Origin of the sequence: Bacillus sp. FJAT-29814 (assembly GCF_001510715.1) — a bacterium.
Taxonomy (GTDB): domain Bacteria; phylum Bacillota; class Bacilli; order Bacillales; family Cytobacillaceae; genus Neobacillus.
Map to the genome: position 1 here is coordinate 557,473 of NZ_LMTJ01000001.1, position 17,702 is coordinate 575,174.

Annotated in this window: 17 protein-coding genes; 13 read left to right on the forward strand and 4 right to left on the reverse strand. The window is 43.5% G+C overall.

What is annotated here, in order from left to right:
• The first annotated feature begins 5 nt into the window (after positions 1-5).
• The 4 genes from AR334_RS02650 to AR334_RS02665 all read left to right on the forward strand — a co-directional run bounded on the left by AR334_RS02650 (position 6) and on the right by AR334_RS02665 (position 4,867).
• Positions 6-1,907: a cation-translocating P-type ATPase gene (locus AR334_RS02650; RefSeq protein ID WP_066304584.1), complete on the forward strand. Its 1,902-nt coding sequence runs from the start codon at positions 6-8 to the stop codon at positions 1,905-1,907.
• A gap of 71 nt (positions 1,908-1,978) precedes the next feature.
• Entirely contained in the window at positions 1,979-2,659 is a 681-nt protein-coding gene (locus AR334_RS02655) for a Crp/Fnr family transcriptional regulator (protein WP_066304586.1), read from the forward strand.
• Positions 2,660-2,684: 25 nt separating this feature from the next.
• Complete coding sequence (locus AR334_RS02660) at positions 2,685-3,311, forward strand: NUDIX domain-containing protein (protein ID WP_066304590.1); 627 nt, start codon at positions 2,685-2,687, stop codon at positions 3,309-3,311.
• Between the two features lie 140 nt (positions 3,312-3,451).
• Complete coding sequence (locus AR334_RS02665) at positions 3,452-4,867, forward strand: amidase (protein ID WP_066304593.1); 1,416 nt, start codon at positions 3,452-3,454, stop codon at positions 4,865-4,867.
• 46 nt (positions 4,868-4,913) lie between these two features.
• Here AR334_RS02665 and AR334_RS30555 read toward each other — a convergent pair whose 3' ends face one another.
• Together AR334_RS30555 and AR334_RS02680 are read right to left on the reverse strand one after the other, a co-directional pair.
• Positions 4,914-5,441, reverse strand: coding sequence for a UGSC family (seleno)protein (locus tag AR334_RS30555; protein WP_301337146.1), 528 nt, complete (start codon positions 5,439-5,441; stop codon positions 4,914-4,916).
• Between the two features lie 62 nt (positions 5,442-5,503).
• A complete protein-coding gene (locus AR334_RS02680) occupies positions 5,504-6,541 on the reverse strand; it encodes a hypothetical protein (RefSeq protein WP_066304600.1) in 1,038 nt (345 codons plus the stop codon).
• A gap of 494 nt (positions 6,542-7,035) precedes the next feature.
• Here AR334_RS02680 and AR334_RS02685 point away from each other — a divergent pair, with 494 nt between their 5' ends.
• The 9 genes from AR334_RS02685 to AR334_RS02725 all read left to right on the forward strand — a co-directional run bounded on the left by AR334_RS02685 (position 7,036) and on the right by AR334_RS02725 (position 14,654).
• Positions 7,036-7,587: a bifunctional 2-polyprenyl-6-hydroxyphenol methylase/3-demethylubiquinol 3-O-methyltransferase UbiG gene (locus tag AR334_RS02685; protein ID WP_066304603.1), complete on the forward strand. Its 552-nt coding sequence runs from the start codon at positions 7,036-7,038 to the stop codon at positions 7,585-7,587.
• A 160-nt stretch (positions 7,588-7,747) separates the two neighbouring features.
• A complete protein-coding gene (locus AR334_RS02690; RefSeq protein ID WP_253701165.1) occupies positions 7,748-8,311 on the forward strand; it encodes a hypothetical protein in 564 nt (187 codons plus the stop codon).
• A 63-nt stretch (positions 8,312-8,374) separates the two neighbouring features.
• The gene (locus AR334_RS02695) at positions 8,375-9,643 is read left to right on the forward strand and encodes an MFS transporter (protein WP_066305212.1); all 1,269 of its coding nucleotides are present in this window, start codon (positions 8,375-8,377) and stop codon (positions 9,641-9,643) included.
• Positions 9,644-9,709: 66 nt separating this feature from the next.
• On the forward strand, positions 9,710-10,744 hold the full coding sequence (locus tag AR334_RS02700; protein WP_066304607.1) for an alpha/beta fold hydrolase: 1,035 nt from the start codon (positions 9,710-9,712) through the stop codon (positions 10,742-10,744).
• A gap of 38 nt (positions 10,745-10,782) precedes the next feature.
• Positions 10,783-11,304, forward strand: a complete 522-nt coding sequence (locus AR334_RS02705; RefSeq protein WP_066304608.1) for a cupin domain-containing protein — start codon at positions 10,783-10,785, stop codon at positions 11,302-11,304.
• 143 nt (positions 11,305-11,447) lie between these two features.
• Positions 11,448-12,692, forward strand: coding sequence for a cysteine desulfurase-like protein (locus AR334_RS02710; RefSeq protein ID WP_066304612.1), 1,245 nt, complete (start codon positions 11,448-11,450; stop codon positions 12,690-12,692).
• Between the two features lie 191 nt (positions 12,693-12,883).
• Positions 12,884-13,603 carry a purine-nucleoside phosphorylase gene (gene deoD, locus AR334_RS02715; RefSeq protein WP_066304614.1) on the forward strand — a complete coding sequence of 240 codons (720 nt, stop codon included), beginning with the start codon at positions 12,884-12,886 and terminating at the stop codon, positions 13,601-13,603.
• Positions 13,604-13,789: 186 nt separating this feature from the next.
• Entirely contained in the window at positions 13,790-14,173 is a 384-nt protein-coding gene (locus AR334_RS02720) for a helix-turn-helix domain-containing protein (RefSeq protein ID WP_253701166.1), read from the forward strand.
• Positions 14,163-14,654: an aminodeoxychorismate lyase gene (locus tag AR334_RS02725; protein WP_066304615.1), complete on the forward strand. Its 492-nt coding sequence runs from the start codon at positions 14,163-14,165 to the stop codon at positions 14,652-14,654. Before AR334_RS02720 ends, AR334_RS02725 begins: the two co-directional genes overlap by 11 nt.
• A 50-nt stretch (positions 14,655-14,704) precedes the next feature.
• On the opposite strand, the gene AR334_RS02730 is transcribed toward AR334_RS02725, so the two are convergent.
• Positions 14,705-16,048, reverse strand: coding sequence for a TldD/PmbA family protein (locus AR334_RS02730; protein WP_066304616.1), 1,344 nt, complete (start codon positions 16,046-16,048; stop codon positions 14,705-14,707).
• 3 nt (positions 16,049-16,051) lie between these two features.
• Positions 16,052-17,440 (reverse strand): TldD/PmbA family protein, encoded by a 1,389-nt coding sequence (locus AR334_RS02735; protein ID WP_066304620.1) that lies wholly within the window; start codon positions 17,438-17,440, stop codon positions 16,052-16,054.
• Positions 17,441-17,702 lie beyond the last annotated feature (262 nt).

Genomic DNA, 17,702 nt, shown 5'->3' on the forward strand with positions numbered 1-17,702 from the left:
AGAACATGGTTGGTGTGATTAATAAATATCGAAAGAAAATAACCGCCGTTTCCTTTATTTTAATAGTAATAGGATTTTCGGCGGGCTTCCTCGGAAGTGGGGATGTGAAAACAATCGCCTTGCTGCTGGCAACCATTATCGCAAGTGTACCGATTTTCTTAAAAGCAGGACAAGGACTGCGGATGAAGGCATTCAGTATCGAATTATTGGTCAGTATCGCCGTGTTAGGCGCGCTCTATCTCCAGGAGTATACAGAATCGGCGGTTGTCACCTTCCTATTCCTCTTCGGCGCCTACCTGGAGGCGCGGACATTGGAAAAGACCCGGTCGTCACTGAAAGAGTTGGTCAACCTGGCGCCGCAGGAAGCAACTGTGATCCGCGGCGGGGAAACGCTGACAATACCTGTGGAGGATGTCGTCGTCGGGGACCGCGTGATTATCCGGTCCGGCGGCAAGATTCCTGTCGATGGAAAAATAGTCTTTGGTCAAGCGTCGTTGAATGAGGCGGCGGTGACAGGCGAATCTGTTCCTGTAACTAAGGAGTTAACTGAAAAAGTGTTTAGCGGCACGATTGTGGATACCGGTTATATCGAAATGATTGCTGAAAAAGTTGGAGATGACACCACTTTTGCTAAAATTATTGAACTAGTGGAAGAAGCCCAGGAATCCAAAACGAAGGCGGAAAAATTTCTTGATCGATTCGCCCAGATTTATTCCCCGGCAGTTGTTTTATTATCCATCTTTGTGTTTGTGATAACCCGCGATTTGCAGTTATCCATCACTTTTTTAGTAATTGCCTGCCCAGGTGCCTTGGTTATTGGTGCTCCGGTTTCAAGTGTTGCCGGGATTGGCAATGGCGCAAAGAACGGTGTCCTTGTGAAAGGCGGCGAGGTTATGGACAGCTTGGCCAAGGTGAATGCGGTTGTGTTTGATAAAACCGGAACGCTGACAAAAGGGAAACCGGAAGTCACCGATATCAAGATATTTGGCGATTGGGAAGGAAATGAATTGCTTCGGCTAGCGGCTTTGGCCGAAACGATTTCCGAGCATCATTTGGGTCAAACGATTGTCAAGGAAGCAATTTCCAGAGGTTTGCAGATAAACCACGGAACAGTAGATGGGGAAGTAATTAAAGGAAAAGGCATCCGTGCAAACCTTGAAGGACACCGACTAGTCGTGGGGAACCGCCAGTTGATGGCTATGGAAGGGATCAAAATTTTAGAGGAGGCAGCATCATATGCTGTGGACCGGGAAAAAGCCGGAAACACGGCGATATTTGCAGCAATTGATGGAGAAATAAATGGAATTTTTTCAATCGCTGATCAAATTCGTTATGACGCAATGGCGGCTTTAACTCAACTGCGAAAACATGGTGTAGATAAAATTATTATGTTAACTGGTGATAATCGACATGCCGCCGAAATCGTTGCTAATAAATTGGGTGTAAATGAGTTCATTGCTAAAGTGCTGCCGGAAGAAAAAGTGGATTATGTGAAAAAATTAAAGCAACAAGGCTATGTGGTGGCAATGGCTGGAGACGGAATCAACGACGCCCCAGCGATAGCAACCGCCGATATCGGGTTTGCAATGGGCGAGGGAGGAACCGATGTCTCAATGGAAACAGCTGATGTCGTGTTAATGGCGGATCGGTTATTGCAATTGTCCCACGCTCACTCGTTGGCAAAAGCGACAATCCGCAATATCAAACAGAATACATTTTTTGCAGTCGGAATTGTCTTCCTGTTATTGGCAGGAGTCTTGTTAGGCTCTGTTCATCTGGCATCAGGCATGTTTATCCACGAAGCAAGCGTCCTCTTGGTGATTTTGAATGCAATGCGATTGATCAGATTTAATGATCAGAGAAAAATAGTTTCAAGCGCGGGTCAGGCTGCACCTGGATATTTATAATAGGCTGGACTATTTTTTCAAAAAAGACGAAAATAGAAGCAATAGCATGGGCTGAATTGGGAGTGTTCGAAATGGTGTGTCATCATCATTCACATAAATCGTGTGTTTCTTTAGTTCCGATTTTTAACCATTTGGAACCGGAACAAATGGACGAGATCATGGCCGCCGCCCGGTCGGTTTTCTTTAAGAAAAGGGATCTGATTTATCAGGCTGGCGAACAGTCCGATTCTCTTTATATAGTGAATAGAGGAAAAATAAGAATCTATCGGCTATCGGAATCGGGTAAGGAACAGCTGTTGCGGATTCTGAACCCCGGAGAATTTACCGGTGAACTGGCCTTATTTAATGAAGGTGTCCACGAAAACTTTGCCGAGGCCATGGTCGACACGCAAGTTTGTTTGATTAAGCGCTCGGAACTGCAAGCGCTGCTATTAAAATACCCGTCAATTTCTTTGAAAGTTCTAACTGAGTTTTCCAAGCGATTGGAACAGTCCGAAAAGCAAACTGCCCGTTTTGCCACAGAAAAAGTAGAAACGCGGCTGGCCCTGTTTTTGGCAGAATGCTTGGATTTAGATGTCAGTTCCACCGAAATAACATTGCCAATGAGCAAGAAGGACCTGGCGTCCTATTTGGGAACAACGCCGGAAACAATTAGCCGAAAGCTGACTGATTTTGAAACGGCAGGCCTGATCAAACAAAAACCACGAAAGAAAATTGAAATCTTAAACTTAGAAGAGATGCTATTACTTTAAAAAACAACGAATGGTGGGACTGCTTTTGGAAACCGAAATGTTAAAAGTATTTGATGAACAGGGGAACCCTATCGGCGAGGCGACACGGGCCGATGTGCACCGATTGGGCCTTTGGCATGAAGCCTTTCACTGTTGGTTTATAGGTAAGGAGAATGATAACATTTATATCTATCTTCAACTTCGTAGCGAGAAAAAAGATTTTTATCCCAATCTATTGGATATTACCGCTGCCGGTCATTTGTTGGCGCATGAAACAGTTTCTGATGGTGTCAGGGAGATAAACGAAGAGATAGGGATCGATGTGACACTGGAGGAATTGATCCCGCTTGAAGTCATTCCATATTGTGTTGAAAAAGAAAACATCATTGATAAAGAAATGGCCCATGTCTATTTATATGAGACTAGTCATTCTTTTGAAGATTTTATCCTTCAGGAGGAAGAGGTAGCGGGCATGGTTAGAGTGCCATTTTCTTCGTTTTATGACCTTTGGCTTGGAAGCGCAGAACATGTTCAAATCGAGGGATTCAAAATCGGTTCGGATGGACATAGAGTCATTATCTCCGAAGAAGGCGACAAGGAAAAATTTGTGCAGCATGTCCCATCGTATTACGAAAAAGTGTTAGAAGGAATAAAGCGCCATCTTGGCAAATAAAAAATGTGCCGGGCACTGTCCAAATAATTGAGTGGCAGCCAGGCTTTTTTTGTTTTCAGAAAATATTTGAAATTTCATTTCCAATCATTCCTTATCTAGTATAATTAAAGGGTATACCATATAAAAAGGGAGTGGAAGGATTGGCCATTACTGATTTTACAGCCACAGAATTAGGAAAATTGATCAGACAAAAAGAACTTTCCCCGGTTGAGGTTGTTAGGGCTTTTTTAGACCGGATTGAGATCCATAATTCAAAATGGAACGCGTTTGTCACGATCAATGAGCATGCCATTGAGGAAGCAAAGTTAGTAGAGGAAGCTGTTGTGAAGGGGGAAGTGCTAGGTAAACTTCACGGTATTCCCATTGCTATCAAGGATTTGACCCCAACAAAAGGAATTTTGACTACATATGGATCCCCACTTTATAAAGACTACATCCCTGATTACGATCCTACTTTTTTAAAAAGAATCAAAGCTGCCGGAGGCATTGTCTTAGGCAAAACGAATACACCGGAATTTGGCCACAAGGGCACCACGGACAACCCCTTGTTTGGCGTGACAAAAAATCCGTGGAAAGAAACCTTTACCCCGGGAGGCTCCAGTGGTGGTTCGGCAGCCGCGGTTGCCGCGAAACTAGCTCCTTTTGCTGAAGGAAGTGATGGGGGCGGGTCGATTCGAATCCCTGCCGCGCTAACGGGTATTTTTGGATTCAAGCCAACCTTTGGTGTCGTTCCTCATGAAGATCGTGATAATTTATTTGGATCAGAGCATCCATATTTGCACAACGGCCCAATGGCTAGAACTGCCGAGGACGCCGCCTTGCTCTTTTCTGTTATGCAGGGGTTTGATGCGAATAACCCAGGGTCTACGCCAAGTTTAAGCGATGACTTCACAGGACTTAATCTGGATTTGAAGGGTTTGAAAATTGCCTATACCCGCAATTTTGGACTTTACGAAATTTCCGAAGATGTGGAGCAGGTTATTAATCAATCAGTACGGCATTTTTCCGATTTAGGCTGCAATGTTGAAGAGATTAATATGGACCTTGGCGTCAGCCAGAAGGACCTTGCCTGGACCTTCTCAGGTTTGTGGTGTGTGAAATTTGCCGCCAGTTATGGTGAATTGTATGATAAAGACCCGGAAAGCTTCTCTGACGGTATGGCAAAAATGATTTATATCGGCAGAAAATACAGCGCTATCGACTACAAGGCTCTTGAATTAAAGCGGACGATTATCTGGAAAAAAGTTCAGGCTGTGCTAAACGAATACGATTTGCTGCTTTCCCCGACGCTTGCGACTACAGCGTTCGATCATCAGTTAGCAGGCCCATCGACGATTAATGGAAAAAGTATTAATCCTGCCACTGATTGGATGTTGACACAAATTTACAACCTGACAGGACATCCCGCTGCCTCAATGCCAGTAGGATTGACGAGGGCAGGGCTTCCAGTCGGACTGCAGGTGGCTGGAAACCGCTTTGCTGATAAACTGGTACTAGAAGCCTGCCATGCATATGAAAAGGCATTTCAAACGTATATTGAACCAACCTATCTATAAAAACACAAAATACTAGAAAGCGGTTAATGCTTTCTAGTATTTTTTATTATTCGCCTAACAAAATAGCCTCAATGTCCTCCAAAATCTTGTCAGCCCACTCATAAAGCATCTCCATTTCCGTTGCGGCAAGCGGATGGGGGAGGACGGCAAATGGATAGTCCGGAATCCCATGGGCAACGGCCATCGCTTTGCTTGAGGCAATAAACGGTTCCGTGCTAATGACAGCAGTCGGAACACCATGTTTTTCCAATATAATCCCATCGAGCAAACTGCCCGAGCTACAGGAACCTCAGTCGCCGACTCCGGAAATGATAAAGTCACATTGTTGTGCCAGTTTCATAGCTTCTGCTTCCGTTAATCCGTGGGAAAAAGAAGTTTTTTTATAATGAATGACATCTTGTAATCGATACTTTTGTTTAAGGCGCTCCGCAATGTATTGAATGACGGTATCTGAATTCTGTTTTCCGTTATCGACTAAACCAATTACACTTCCTTCAATAGGTTTGTCCCTACTGGCCATCCGCAGTTCCTTCAAACTGGGGCCAGAGGTAGGATTGTAAACAATCAAACTCAAATTCTATTCATCCTTTCTAAAAAAGTCTAAAACCAATCACCGATTGGTCAGGAGCACTCGTGTCAGGTAAATCCAGTTGCCGCTTTTACTGACTTTGTGACGGCTCTTGATTGTTTATAGCTAAACCATCCCGGCATACAGGACGAGAATCTTCCAGCATCGCCGCCTGCTACCATTAACAGAATATGTTCACGGGAAGGGACAGCATATTTGAATAAATGTTCATCGCTCACCGCAACAGGCGCGTCAATGATTCCGCCATTTTTCATATCAATAATCGACCTTTTGGCATTTTCATAAAGATATTGCTGAACGCTTTCTTTGCTCCAGCCCTCTTTATGAAGGTGTATATAATGCTCAGGACAAAGGACCACCGCCATTTCCGTTTCGCTCGCCATGTTGAATGTCCCTAGGGCACTCATTCTATCAGCCATTGTTCTTAAAATGCCTTCACCCTTAAGTGAACCATGGTTTTGAATCTGATTCGGACCTTCGCAGGCGAAAACAGTGACCGTGCTTTCATCCTCGTTAAATCCTCTTTGAACATGTAATGGTGTCCACTCTGTCCTTTTTTCAGCAAAACAAAACGTGTATTTTGCCGGTGTTCCAAGGGTAGAGCGATCAAATTCCAGTGAGCCGCCAACGTTAATCATTAATAATCTGATGGCTCGTCCAATCGTGGCATTGGCGCGATTTCCCGGTCCAAAAGCATTGGAACCGGCATTCATTCCAATTTCTTCGGTAATCGGTCCATTGACGGCAATCATGATTGCCGCTCCATGTGTACTAGCACTTGGTCCATGCAGCCCAAATTCTGGTTCCGAAATCGCTTGAACTGCAGCCATGACAACCGGAAAATATCCTGGCAGACAACCGGCCAATACAGCATTAATCGCCACGAGTTCTGCGGTGAAGACTCTGCCACGCTCGGGTATAGACCCCACGATTGTATCCGGTGCCATGTTGACGCTTTTTAACATGTCGTAAATTCTTTCTTTGGTTGGAGGGACGATTGGCAGACCATCCGTCCAGCCTCTTTGATAAAAGTATTCAATTGCGTCCAAAGTATCTCGCACTTCGATTTGTTCAGCGCGAAGCATGTAGACAACCACCCCTTTCCATCTTTACTAAATGTATTCTTGGAAACTGGCAGAAATCCTGTTTTTTTAGTGGAAATTAGCTGGAAAAGGAATAAAATAAAAAAGTCAGGAATCTTCTTAGGATAGAGAAGAGGTTTTTTCAGTGATAAAGATTACATTGGTGCATTTCGGCATAAAATGGTAAAGGGTAAATATTTTTAGAAACATAAAAGGGAGTGAGGAGAAATATTTAATCCCGCATTCATTCGTTCTCTTGTTTATGCAGGGGTCATTGCAAATGCCCTTGCTATTTTAGTGTGTTTGCTATTTAGAGAATATCAATTCATTCCAGGAAAATCATTTAGTCTAAGTATTTGGATCGCGGTTTTTGTTTTTAACAAGAAGTTAGGGACATGGTAGGTGTAAAAAACTTGCTATGTCCCTGATTTTTTTATTTGAGATAATTGATAATATAGGGCATGATTTCATTATTACATAATATAAGGGGTCTGAAAATGAACGATCAAACGAGATGGAATAAGAAATATAAAGAACGCCTTCAGGACTTAAAATTACCGCAATCAAATCCTAGATTAAAAAATATGACACCCTATTTGACCGGCGGGAAAGCGCTTGATTTAGCCTGCGGTCTGGGTGCAAACAGTATGTTCCTTGCGGGGTTAAACTATCAGGTCGAGGCAGTCGACATTTCCGATATCGCTATTCAATATCTACGGGAGCTAGCGGACAAAAAAAAACTCAACATTCATGCAAGAATCAGTGACCTTACAAAGGAGGTAATTTGGGAAAATAATACGTTTGATCTGGTTGTGATTACCTATTACCTTGACCGTTCGCTGTTTTCGAAGGTAAAGGACCTTATAAAAGCTAAGGGTTATTTTTTCATGGAAACATACTATGAATCGCCAAGAACGGACGGTCAAGGAGTGTCGAATCAATACAAACTGAAGCCGAAAGAATTGTTACGGGAATTTGCCGATTGGACGGTTATTTATTATGAAGAGCATGAAGCAGAGGGGCGCCAGACAATACTTTGCCAGAAATGATAATGCTGTCTTTCAATATTCAGAGGAAGTGTTTGACAGCTATGGAAATTTCAATGAAAATGAGATTAACATACTTAATTAAAAGCTAACATAGAAAGGGTGAAGACCTATTATTGAAGACATCATATTTAGCTTTCTATTTATTGGCGGTATATATTATTTGCTTCGAAATCTATTAAATTTGAAAAAAGCTGCCGAACAAGCAAACAGTGCTCTTTACCCGATCCATGAAAGTGAATTTGCCGAGATTATCGTTCCGGTTGAGTGGAAACCGATGGAGCCACTTTCAAAAAATGCTAAATCCTACCGATATGTCAAATGGGGAACGCTTGCCGCCTTGGTGTTGTTATCGGTTTTATTGGTGGTGGTTGTTACCACTGATATCCTCACATCTGCGTATTTGAGTATGGGTTATTTATTTTTCGCCATTATCAATGGAGTCCGCCATCGAGGGAGCCTGTTTATTTTACCAAAGGGAATCATTCTGAATGGAAAATTTGTGTCATACCATCAAATAAAACATTATCAGACTGAACAGATTGTGCGCTGGCATGATTTATATGGACTAGATCCAAAGGTTAACAACGCCTATAAGTTAACAATCACGCTAAAACGGACATGGTTCCAACCGCAATACTTAGTGGTTGCGACAGCCGGACAGCTTGGAAAAATTACAACATTGTTAGAGCAAAACGGTGTAGTCAATGAAGCTAAAATTGATTAATGTTAAAAAGCTCAGAAAGGCGGGAAGCAGGTGATTACACCGAAATCAGATGATTCACAGGCTTTGGAATTGCAAAGGGAATCATTACATAGTTACATAGACTCGCCGGAAAAACAGCAGCAGTTATACAAGCGTACCTTGGCTATTGTCGTGACTGCGCAAATTTTTGGTGGTGCCGGACTTGCAGCAGGGGTAACTGTCGGGGCGCTCATTGCGCAAGACATGCTTGGTACAGATGGGCTTGCAGGATTGCCCACTGCGGTTTTCACACTGGGGTCAGCGGGGGCCGCGTTGTTTGTAGGCCGTGGATCGCAACGGTTTGGCCGGCGGTTTGGCCTCGGGACAGGATTTCTTGTTGGGGGCATTGGTGCAATAGGGGTGGTTCTTGCGGCCATTTTTAATAATATCTTCCTATTTTTTGCATCTCTATTAATCTATGGTTCCGGAGCTGCCACAAATCTGCAAACGCGTTATGCAGGGACGGATTTGGCAAGCTCGACACAGCGCGCGAAAGCGGTGAGCATTGCGATGGTCGCGACAACATTCGGTGCAGTGGCCGGGCCCAACTTGGTCGGAGTTATGGGGCGGTTTGCCAGTTCTATCGGTGTTCCGCCACTGGCCGGTCCATTTATTCTTTCAGCGGCTGCTTATATCCTGGCTGGATTGGTTCTGGTAATATTCTTGCGGCCTGACCCGCTAAAGGTTGCAAACCTTATAGCGGCAAAAGGACACAAGGATGAGTCTATAACGCTGGAAACTCCAGTCCCGCCTCTAAAAAATAATCGTGAGGTCGTGGTCGGTGCAACAATCATGGTCCTAACACAGATTGTCATGGTCGCGGTTATGACGATGACACCCGTGCACATGGGGCACCATGGCCACGGATTGAGTGCGGTTGGACTTGTCATTGGGATCCACATTGCCGCAATGTTCTTGCCGTCGCTGATAACCGGTGTTCTGGTGGAGAAGTTTGGCCGAATGAAAATGGCCATGGCTTCTGGAGCGACTCTGTTGACAGCCGGGTTGATGGCAGCTTTTGCACCTGGTAATTCTTTGTTGGGCATCATTGGGGCTCTTGCTCTCCTTGGCCTTGGTTGGAACTTTGGCCTTATAAGCGGCACAGCACTCATCGTCGACGCGACACATCCAAAAACCCGTGCCAAAACACAGGGAACCGTCGATGTTTTGATTGCCTTGGCCGGTGCTTCCGGGGGAGTGCTATCCGGTATGGTCGTCGCTCAATCCAGCTATGTGACACTTTCGCTTGCCGGCGGTTTCCTTGCGCTATTGTTGATTCCAGTCGTTATTTGGTCACGGGGGAAAGGGTCATGAACGGCGCCACCAGAATTTAGCCCACTTTATTTTAAAAATTTCATGAAGAAGTGAGTGTATTTATAGATGAAACTGTTATCAAAGAAAGCGGATTTTACGATATCAAAAAAAGGGATTAGTTCTATTGAATCCCTTATGATTGGCGGCGTTCGTCAATCCATCCTCATTCAAACAGAAGACCTTGCAAACCCGATTCTGTTCATGCTCCATGGCGGGCCAAGTATGCCCGTTCCTGGTGTTTCAAGCCGTGGAAGAGATTATGCGTTAGTTACCTGTACAAAACAACTGGTCAAGCATTTTACTCTTGTTTTTTGGGATCAGCGCGGTACAGGAAAATCTTTTTCAAAACATATTTCTAAAGAAACAATGCATCTAAACCAATTTATCAATGATGCTAACGATGTGATTGATTATTTGTTACAACGGTTTAACCAGCCTAAGCTCCACCTACTGGCCCATTCCTGGGGAACAGTGATCGGTCTTTCACTCGCCAAACAAATCCCAGAAAAGCTGTACTCCTATACTGCTTTTTCGCAAATAACGAATTGGGTGGAAAATGACAAACTTTGTTATCAATGGTTGCTGGAACGGGCGAAGGAAACCAACAATCAAAAGGCAATCAGGGAATTAACGGAAGTGGGGGAACCGCCATACTTAGAAAGCTTCAAACAGTGGGGGCTTATGAGAAAATGGCTGCTCAAATACAAATCGATGGTTTATGAAGCCGGGGATAAAGGGTCGGCAAGCTATGCCAAAGCGGCTCAAATTATGATCGGTTCTCCGGATTACTCGTTAAAGGATGTTTATCATTCGTTGATTTCAGGCTTCAAGTTGTCCTACTCAGACCAAATGATTGATGACTTGAACACCTTTGATTTCTTTTCCGAAGTTCCAAAGCTTGAAATTCCAGTCCTGTTTATTCACGGGGGTAAAGAGACGCACGTTTGGGGTGAGTTAGTTCAAAAATACTTTGAACAGTTGGATGCACCTTCTAAAAAAATACATTGGTCAAAAAAATCTTCCCATGCCTTTCATTTAGATGACTCTAAGGAAAATGAACAAATACTGATTGAGAATTTAATCCCATTAACTAGGCAATAATTTTGGTATTGGACAAATATTGAAAGGATTTTACCATCATGTTAAAGCGTGACGTAAATTTTTGGGTAAATAAGCTTGGCCTCGAGCCGCATCCGGAGGGCGGGTTTTTCAAACAAACCTTCGTATCAGGAGAGCAGGTTACTGACGAAGAGTTAAGTGTTCAATTTGAGGGACGGCGGAAACTATATACAAGCATTTATTTTCTTTTGACATCCGAGAACGTTTCTCACTTTCACCGCCTGAAATCTGATGAATTATGGTATTTCCATGCCGGCAGTTCACTGACTATCCACGTGATTCATGAAACCGGTGAATATGAGGAAATGAAATTGGGGTTGAATGTGGATGGGGGAGAGGTTCTGCAAGCATTGGTTCCGAAGAACGCAATATTTGGATCTTCGGTTTCAGAGCCAAATACCTATTCAATAGTTGGCTGCATGGTATCGCCAGGCTTTGAATATCAGGATTTTGAACTGTTTACTCAAGCCGAGCTCTTGACCAAATATCCACAACATAAGGACATTATTTTGAAATTAGCTTACGAGAACATTCCTGAATAAATTATTATTAAAAAATCTTATTGATTTTAAAACAGTAATGGATATCATCATTGCTGTTTTTTATGGTTACTTTTCAGAAAATTGCAGGAATTGATGTTCATTTAGCGAATATGGATATCTGAATAACCTTTAGGAGGGGAATCATGTTTCCAATTGAACAAATCCGTCAGCAATTTCCAGCGTTAACTCGTACATATCGCGAGAAACAAGCCATTTATATGGATGGACCTGGGGGTTCTCAGGTTCTAAAGCCAGCTATTGATGCAATGGTAAGTTATATGTCCCGAGGCGGTGCGAATCTTCATGGTGAATTTCCAACTAGCAAGGAGACCGAGCAGCATATTGAAACAGCCAGAAAAGCAATTGCAGACCTTGTCGGGGCCAAGCCAACCGAAGTGGCATTTGGACAAAATTCAACTTCGTTAATGTTTCCTGTAGCTCGCGCTTTGAGTAAAACTTGGACTGGAACGGATAATATCGTCGTCACCGAAATCGATCATCGTTCCAATGTAGACTCATGGTCTACGGCCGCAAAAGATACAAATACAGAAGTTCGTTTTATTCCTGTTGATGTTGAAACATTAACGTTGGACTTGTCCTCGTTAAATGAACTAATTAACGAGAATACGAAACTGGTAGCCGTTTCCCTTGCTTCAAATGCGGTTGGCACGATTACTGACATAGACTTAATTGCCAAACGTGCCCATGAGGTAGGGGCCTTACTAGCTGTGGATGCTGTTCATGCTGCTCCGCATTTCTCGGTTAACCTTAAAAAAATTGGTGCTGACCTTTTATTTTGCTCGGCATATAAGTTTTTCGGACCACACCTAGGGATGGCAGTGATAAAAGACAATGTGTTTGAAAAACTTGCTGTTTATAAGCTGCAGCCGGCACCGCAGTATTTTCCTGATAAATTGGAAACGGGTACCCAAAACCATGAAGCGATTGCTTCGATGGATGCAATCGTTAATTTTATTGCCAACCTGGGTGAAGGGGCTACAAGAAGAGAAAAAATTGAAAATGCATTTAGTAAAATCGAAGAGTATGAGAATCGTCTTGCTGAAAAGCTGCGGACAGCTCTAAAGAGTATCCCGGAAATCACTTTATATCAAGCGCCTGACTCCGTTGCCAAAACACCCACGATTGCCTTTACTATTAACGGAGCCGACCCGGTTGAAGTCTGTAAATATCTTGCAGAAAACCACGCTATTTTTATCGCAAGCGGGGATTTCTATGCATCGACCCTTGCTGATAAACTCGGAATCAATGCCACAGGTGGATGGATTCGCGCCGGGCTTGCACCTTATAATACTGAAGCCGAAATTGACCAAGTGGTTGAAGCCATTCGGACCTATGTTCAGACACAGATTACTGTAAAGACATTCTAATTAAATGAGATGCATGTAGAAGGCCGGTTTCAAAAAGAAATCGGCCTTCTTTTTAATTAAAACAGCATGAATCTAAGTCCAATAATCCTCGAAATATTGGAAAAGACTAGGTATAATGTTGAATGAATGTTTTTACATAAGGAAAACTAGCCATAGAAATAGTATAAACAAAATTGATAGGAGCGTTACTTATGATTGGAAATGGACAAAAAGAAACACCACATATTAAACCGAATGGAGTAGAAATTGCTGAAACCATTTTGCTGCCTGGCGACCCGCTCCGGGCCAAATTTATTGCCGAGACCTATTTGGAAAACGCCCAGCAATTTAATTCAGTCCGCAACATGTTCGGCTTTACCGGGACATATAAGGGAAAGAAAGTGTCGGTAATGGGGACAGGCATGGGCATGCCAAGCATGAGTCTGTATTCCTGGGAGCTGATTCACGTGTTTGGCGTAAAAAATCTGATTCGAATTGGTACTTGCGGGGCAATACAAGACCATATGAATTTATATGATTTGGTGTTTGCCATGGGAGCTTCCACGGACTCCCGTTATGTGCATCAGTACAATCTACCAGGCGAATTTGCAAACATCGCTTCGTTCGAGCTTCTTGAAAAAGCGAAAAAGGCAGCAGACCAGAAAGGGTTTCCTGTCCACGTGGGCAATGTACTGACGAGCGATATTTTTTATAACGCCGATCCAACTGCTATCGAAAAGTGGAAGAAGATGGGGATTCTTTGTGTGGAAATGGAAACGGCCGGGCTTTATATGAACGCTTCCTATGCAGGAGTAAACGCATTAACGATCTTAACCGTCAGCGACCATATAATTCGCAATGAACAAACTACACCAGAGGAAAGACAGCAAGCGTTCACCAACATGATGGAAGTCGCGCTTGAGTTGGCTTAAAATCATGCCGTGCGATGTGTTAGGGAAATGTCCTCGCACGGCAATTTTTTCAAAAAATATGTCCAAGTTCCGACAATATTCTGTCAAACTTCTCCGACTTTTTTCGTGTTTTTTAGATAACATTCGAAAAAAAGCAAGTTTGGTTGTATAATATAAACTTGTGAGAAAGGAAGGAGGAATATAATCATGATGCAATGGACTTTAGCCGGCTTGTTTGCGGTGTCAGCGGTATTGCTCGTTTTTTCAATATTAAAATCCAATCGCGCTGCGAAGGCAGAACATACCCAAATTGATATGGTGCATATTGAAACAATGAAAGAAATCCATGCACTGCAGGATTCATTGCGGAATATGGAGCTTGACATGGAAGTGGTTGTGACAGAAGCAGGCATACCATTATCTGCTGATGAAATCGTATTTAAACGCGAAGTGCTAGATTTATATAAACGCAACTATTCCATCGCGAGCATTGCCGAGAAAAAAGGCATCTCAGAATCCGAAATCGAACAGCTGATTGCCCCTTACCAAAAGGTGAAGGAAGAAAGGAGAATGGTTGCAAATGCGAATTAACTTGTTAAGCAGCTTTGCAGCCGGTCTTCTACTTGCAACTACCATTAGCGGTGCTGTTTACTTTACCGAAAAAAGTGATGCTCCGAAAGCCGCAGCATCCAAATCCAAGGCAACTGAACCCGCCAAAGCTTCTGCAGCGGACCCAAAACAAGAGCTCGAAGCAAAGGGCTTTGTCGTGCTGACAAAAGATGAGTATGACGCGAATTTAAAAAATGCCGAGGAGGCAGGAAAAACTCAAGAGCCACCGGCAAATCCTGAGGCTGCCAATACGGTTACCAAGATTGTCATTAATGTTTCTGAAGGTATGAACAATATCGATGTTGGAAGAATCCTTGTCCAAGCCGGTTTTATTGAAAATGCGTTTAACTTCTCTAAAGATATCGAGGCAAGAGGTTTGCAAAATAAATTGCGCCCTGGCTCATATTCTGTCGATAGTGGAATGTCATACGATCAGATGATTGCTATAATCTATAGACAATAACGCCAGAATAAAAGCCGCCACCCTTAGTTTTCGGGGTGGCGGCTTTCGTTCTATTCTACTGTAACCGACAACGACTTAACCAAAATCGATGGGGAACCAATCGGTGAAAGCGGAAAAATTAAGTCTGATCCAACCTCCTGCACATCCTTTAGCAGTTGATAGAAATTCCCCGCGATTGTCATCAGGTTTACCGGGTATTGGATTTTTCCATCCTTGATGAAAAATCCATTGGCCGCTACTGAAAAGTCACCTGACACTTGGTTTGTTCCGGAATGCAAGCCTGATAGATTCGTAATGAATACTCCTTCGTCCACAGTCGCAACTAAATCATCAAATGAAGCGGCGGCAGGCTGAATATAAAGGTTTGATGGACCGACTTTGACTGCACTCTTATAGGAATCCTTCTTGGCATGCCCAGTCGTTACTGTTTGATCCTTCTTCGCTGTTTTTTGATTATAAAGCAGCGATTGCAAGACTCCCGATTCTACCAGTGTCAATTTCTTTGACGCGACACCCTCGCTGTCAAAGGTTCTACTGGCCAGACCCTCCTCTAGAAGCGGGTCATCAACAATCGTAATTTTTTCGTTGGCGATTTGTTGCCCTAGTTTATCCTTTAACGCTGAAAGTCCAGCCTGGGTATTTTCCGCTGAAAAATTGGCAGTAAACGCAGCAAGTATGCTGGCTGCTGCATCATTTCGCAATAAAACCGGATATTCTTTGCTTGGGATACTTTTTGAACCTAGCTGTGAAAGGGATGCTTCGGCGATTTTTTTGGCGAATTCTTTCGCATTTAAGCTAGTAAAATTCCTTGTCATAATAAATTCAAAGGCAGATTTGGTTTCCTCACCGTTATTTGCAATTGCAAGCTGGTGGGCATACATATAATTTATTTGGTCTGTTAAGGTTAATCCCTTATTATTTGCCAACGTTTTAGTGATCGACTCTGACCGGAGCATGCAATAGTCTGTTGCAACAATACGCGGGTCGTAAGCCAGTACCTCACGCTCCACATCTTTGATGAATTGGATTTTTTCCTGGATACTGACTTCATTTAATTCTGTCGAGAAAAAGGTACCTTGTTCATAGTGGTCACTTCCGGCAAAAATTTCTTCTAGATCCTCGTCATCTATAACACTAGCATTTTCTGTCGCGTTTTTAAGCAAGAATGGGATGGAGGCTTCATCGATTTTTTCTGTATAGGCATAGCCCATTTTTCCGTTGACGATACCACGGAAGGACACCCCACCGTCTTCCGCCAATTCATACTGCTCGATTTCGCCTTTATGGACTTGGCAACCAAAGACTTCTTTCTTTTCAAAATATATTTCAACATCTGAAAAACCATTAGCTTGGGCTTCTGAAAAAAGCCTCGTTTGAAATTCTTGGATATTCATCGATTATTCCCCCTTGGTTCCGCCAACGGTGATTTCACTGACACGAATCATCGGCTGTCCCACATTCACCGGAATGCTGCCGCTAAGGGCGCCGCACATGCCGGCGCCATGGCCCAAATTGTTTCCGACCATATCGACCAACTGGAGTGTTTTTGGCCCATTGCCGATTAACGTGGCACCTTTTAACGGCTTGCCGATCTTGCCGTTTTTCACTTCATAGGCTTCCATGATGGCAAAGTTATAGTCACCTGTAGCCGGGTCTACCTGACCGCCGCCCATATATTTCGCATAAATTCCCTGTTCGGTATTAGCGATAATTTCTTCCGGTGTTGATTTGCCCGGTGCGATATACGTATTGGTCATTCTTGACGTCGGGGCAAATCGGAACGATTCCCGTCTCCCGGAACCTGTCGAAGCCATGCCCATTTTGCGAGAGTTAAATTTATCAATTAAATAGCCCTTAAGAATTCCATTTTCAATCAAAACGTTTTTCCTGGCCTTTTCACCTTCATCGTCAATATTGATCGAGCCCCATTCATTCAGGATGGTCCCGTCATCGATATATGTAACAATTTCGGGTGCGACTCTTTCGCCTAGACGATTGGCAAAAACGGAGGTGTTTTTGGCAACTGAAGTAGCTTCTAAGCCGTGTCCGCAAGCTTCGTGAAAAATAACGCCGCCGAACTCGTTATCGATAATGACCGGAAATTTTCCGCTTGGGCACGGACTGGCATCAAGCATCGTCACGGCCATTCTAGCCGCTTCATTGGCATAATGGTCAAGGTTTAAGGTTTCGAAAAATTCGTAGCCTTGGTGAGCTCCAGGTCCATAAAAACCTGTTTCCATTTTACTATCTCTTACGGCCACAGCTTGGATCGCCATTCTGGAGCGGACTCGTTTGTCTTCGACGAATTTTCCTTCCGAATTGGCAATGAGCACATTTTGTTCTTCGTCCATTAACCGGACTGTAACTTGTGAAATACTGGAGTGATAGCCTTTTGCCGTTTCAGATGCTTTTTTCATAACAGCAATCTTTCTGGCTTTCTCAATTTCTTGTGGCATAAATCGGATGGGGTGGTGCGTTGGATACGATTCATGAACGAGTGGTGCAGGCTGGATAATGGCGGTACCTTTAATAGCCTGTGCCGCATTCCTGGCAGTTTTTAAAAGCCCGTCTTTCGAAAAGTCGGTGGTATAGGCGTAGACGCTCTCCATCCCTTTAAAAACCCGGATGCCGATACCAAAATCACGGCCCGAGAGAGCGGTTTCGATATTACCGCTTTTTAGGGTGATGTTATTGGTGAAACGATCCTCAACGAAAATTTCGGAGAAATCCCCACCCGTCGATAAAGCTGCCGTCAATACGTCTTCAATTAATGATCGACTAAGCATTGTTGACCCCCTGTTTTTTATTTTAGGAAGATTCAGATTTCGTTATTTAGAATCTTCCCACCTTTATAGGATACTACAGGATTATTAAAATTGGCTAATTTTACCTAATGGGAATTTGAGTGCGTGATGGTAGACGGTCTAAAAGACAAGATGGTGGAGAAGCGGAGTAAAGTGGTTAATAGAAGGCTTCTTATAGACGAAAGGGATGGGAGGTTGGGGTAAATTGTCTAATAGACAGCTTCTAATAGACAAAATGGTGAGG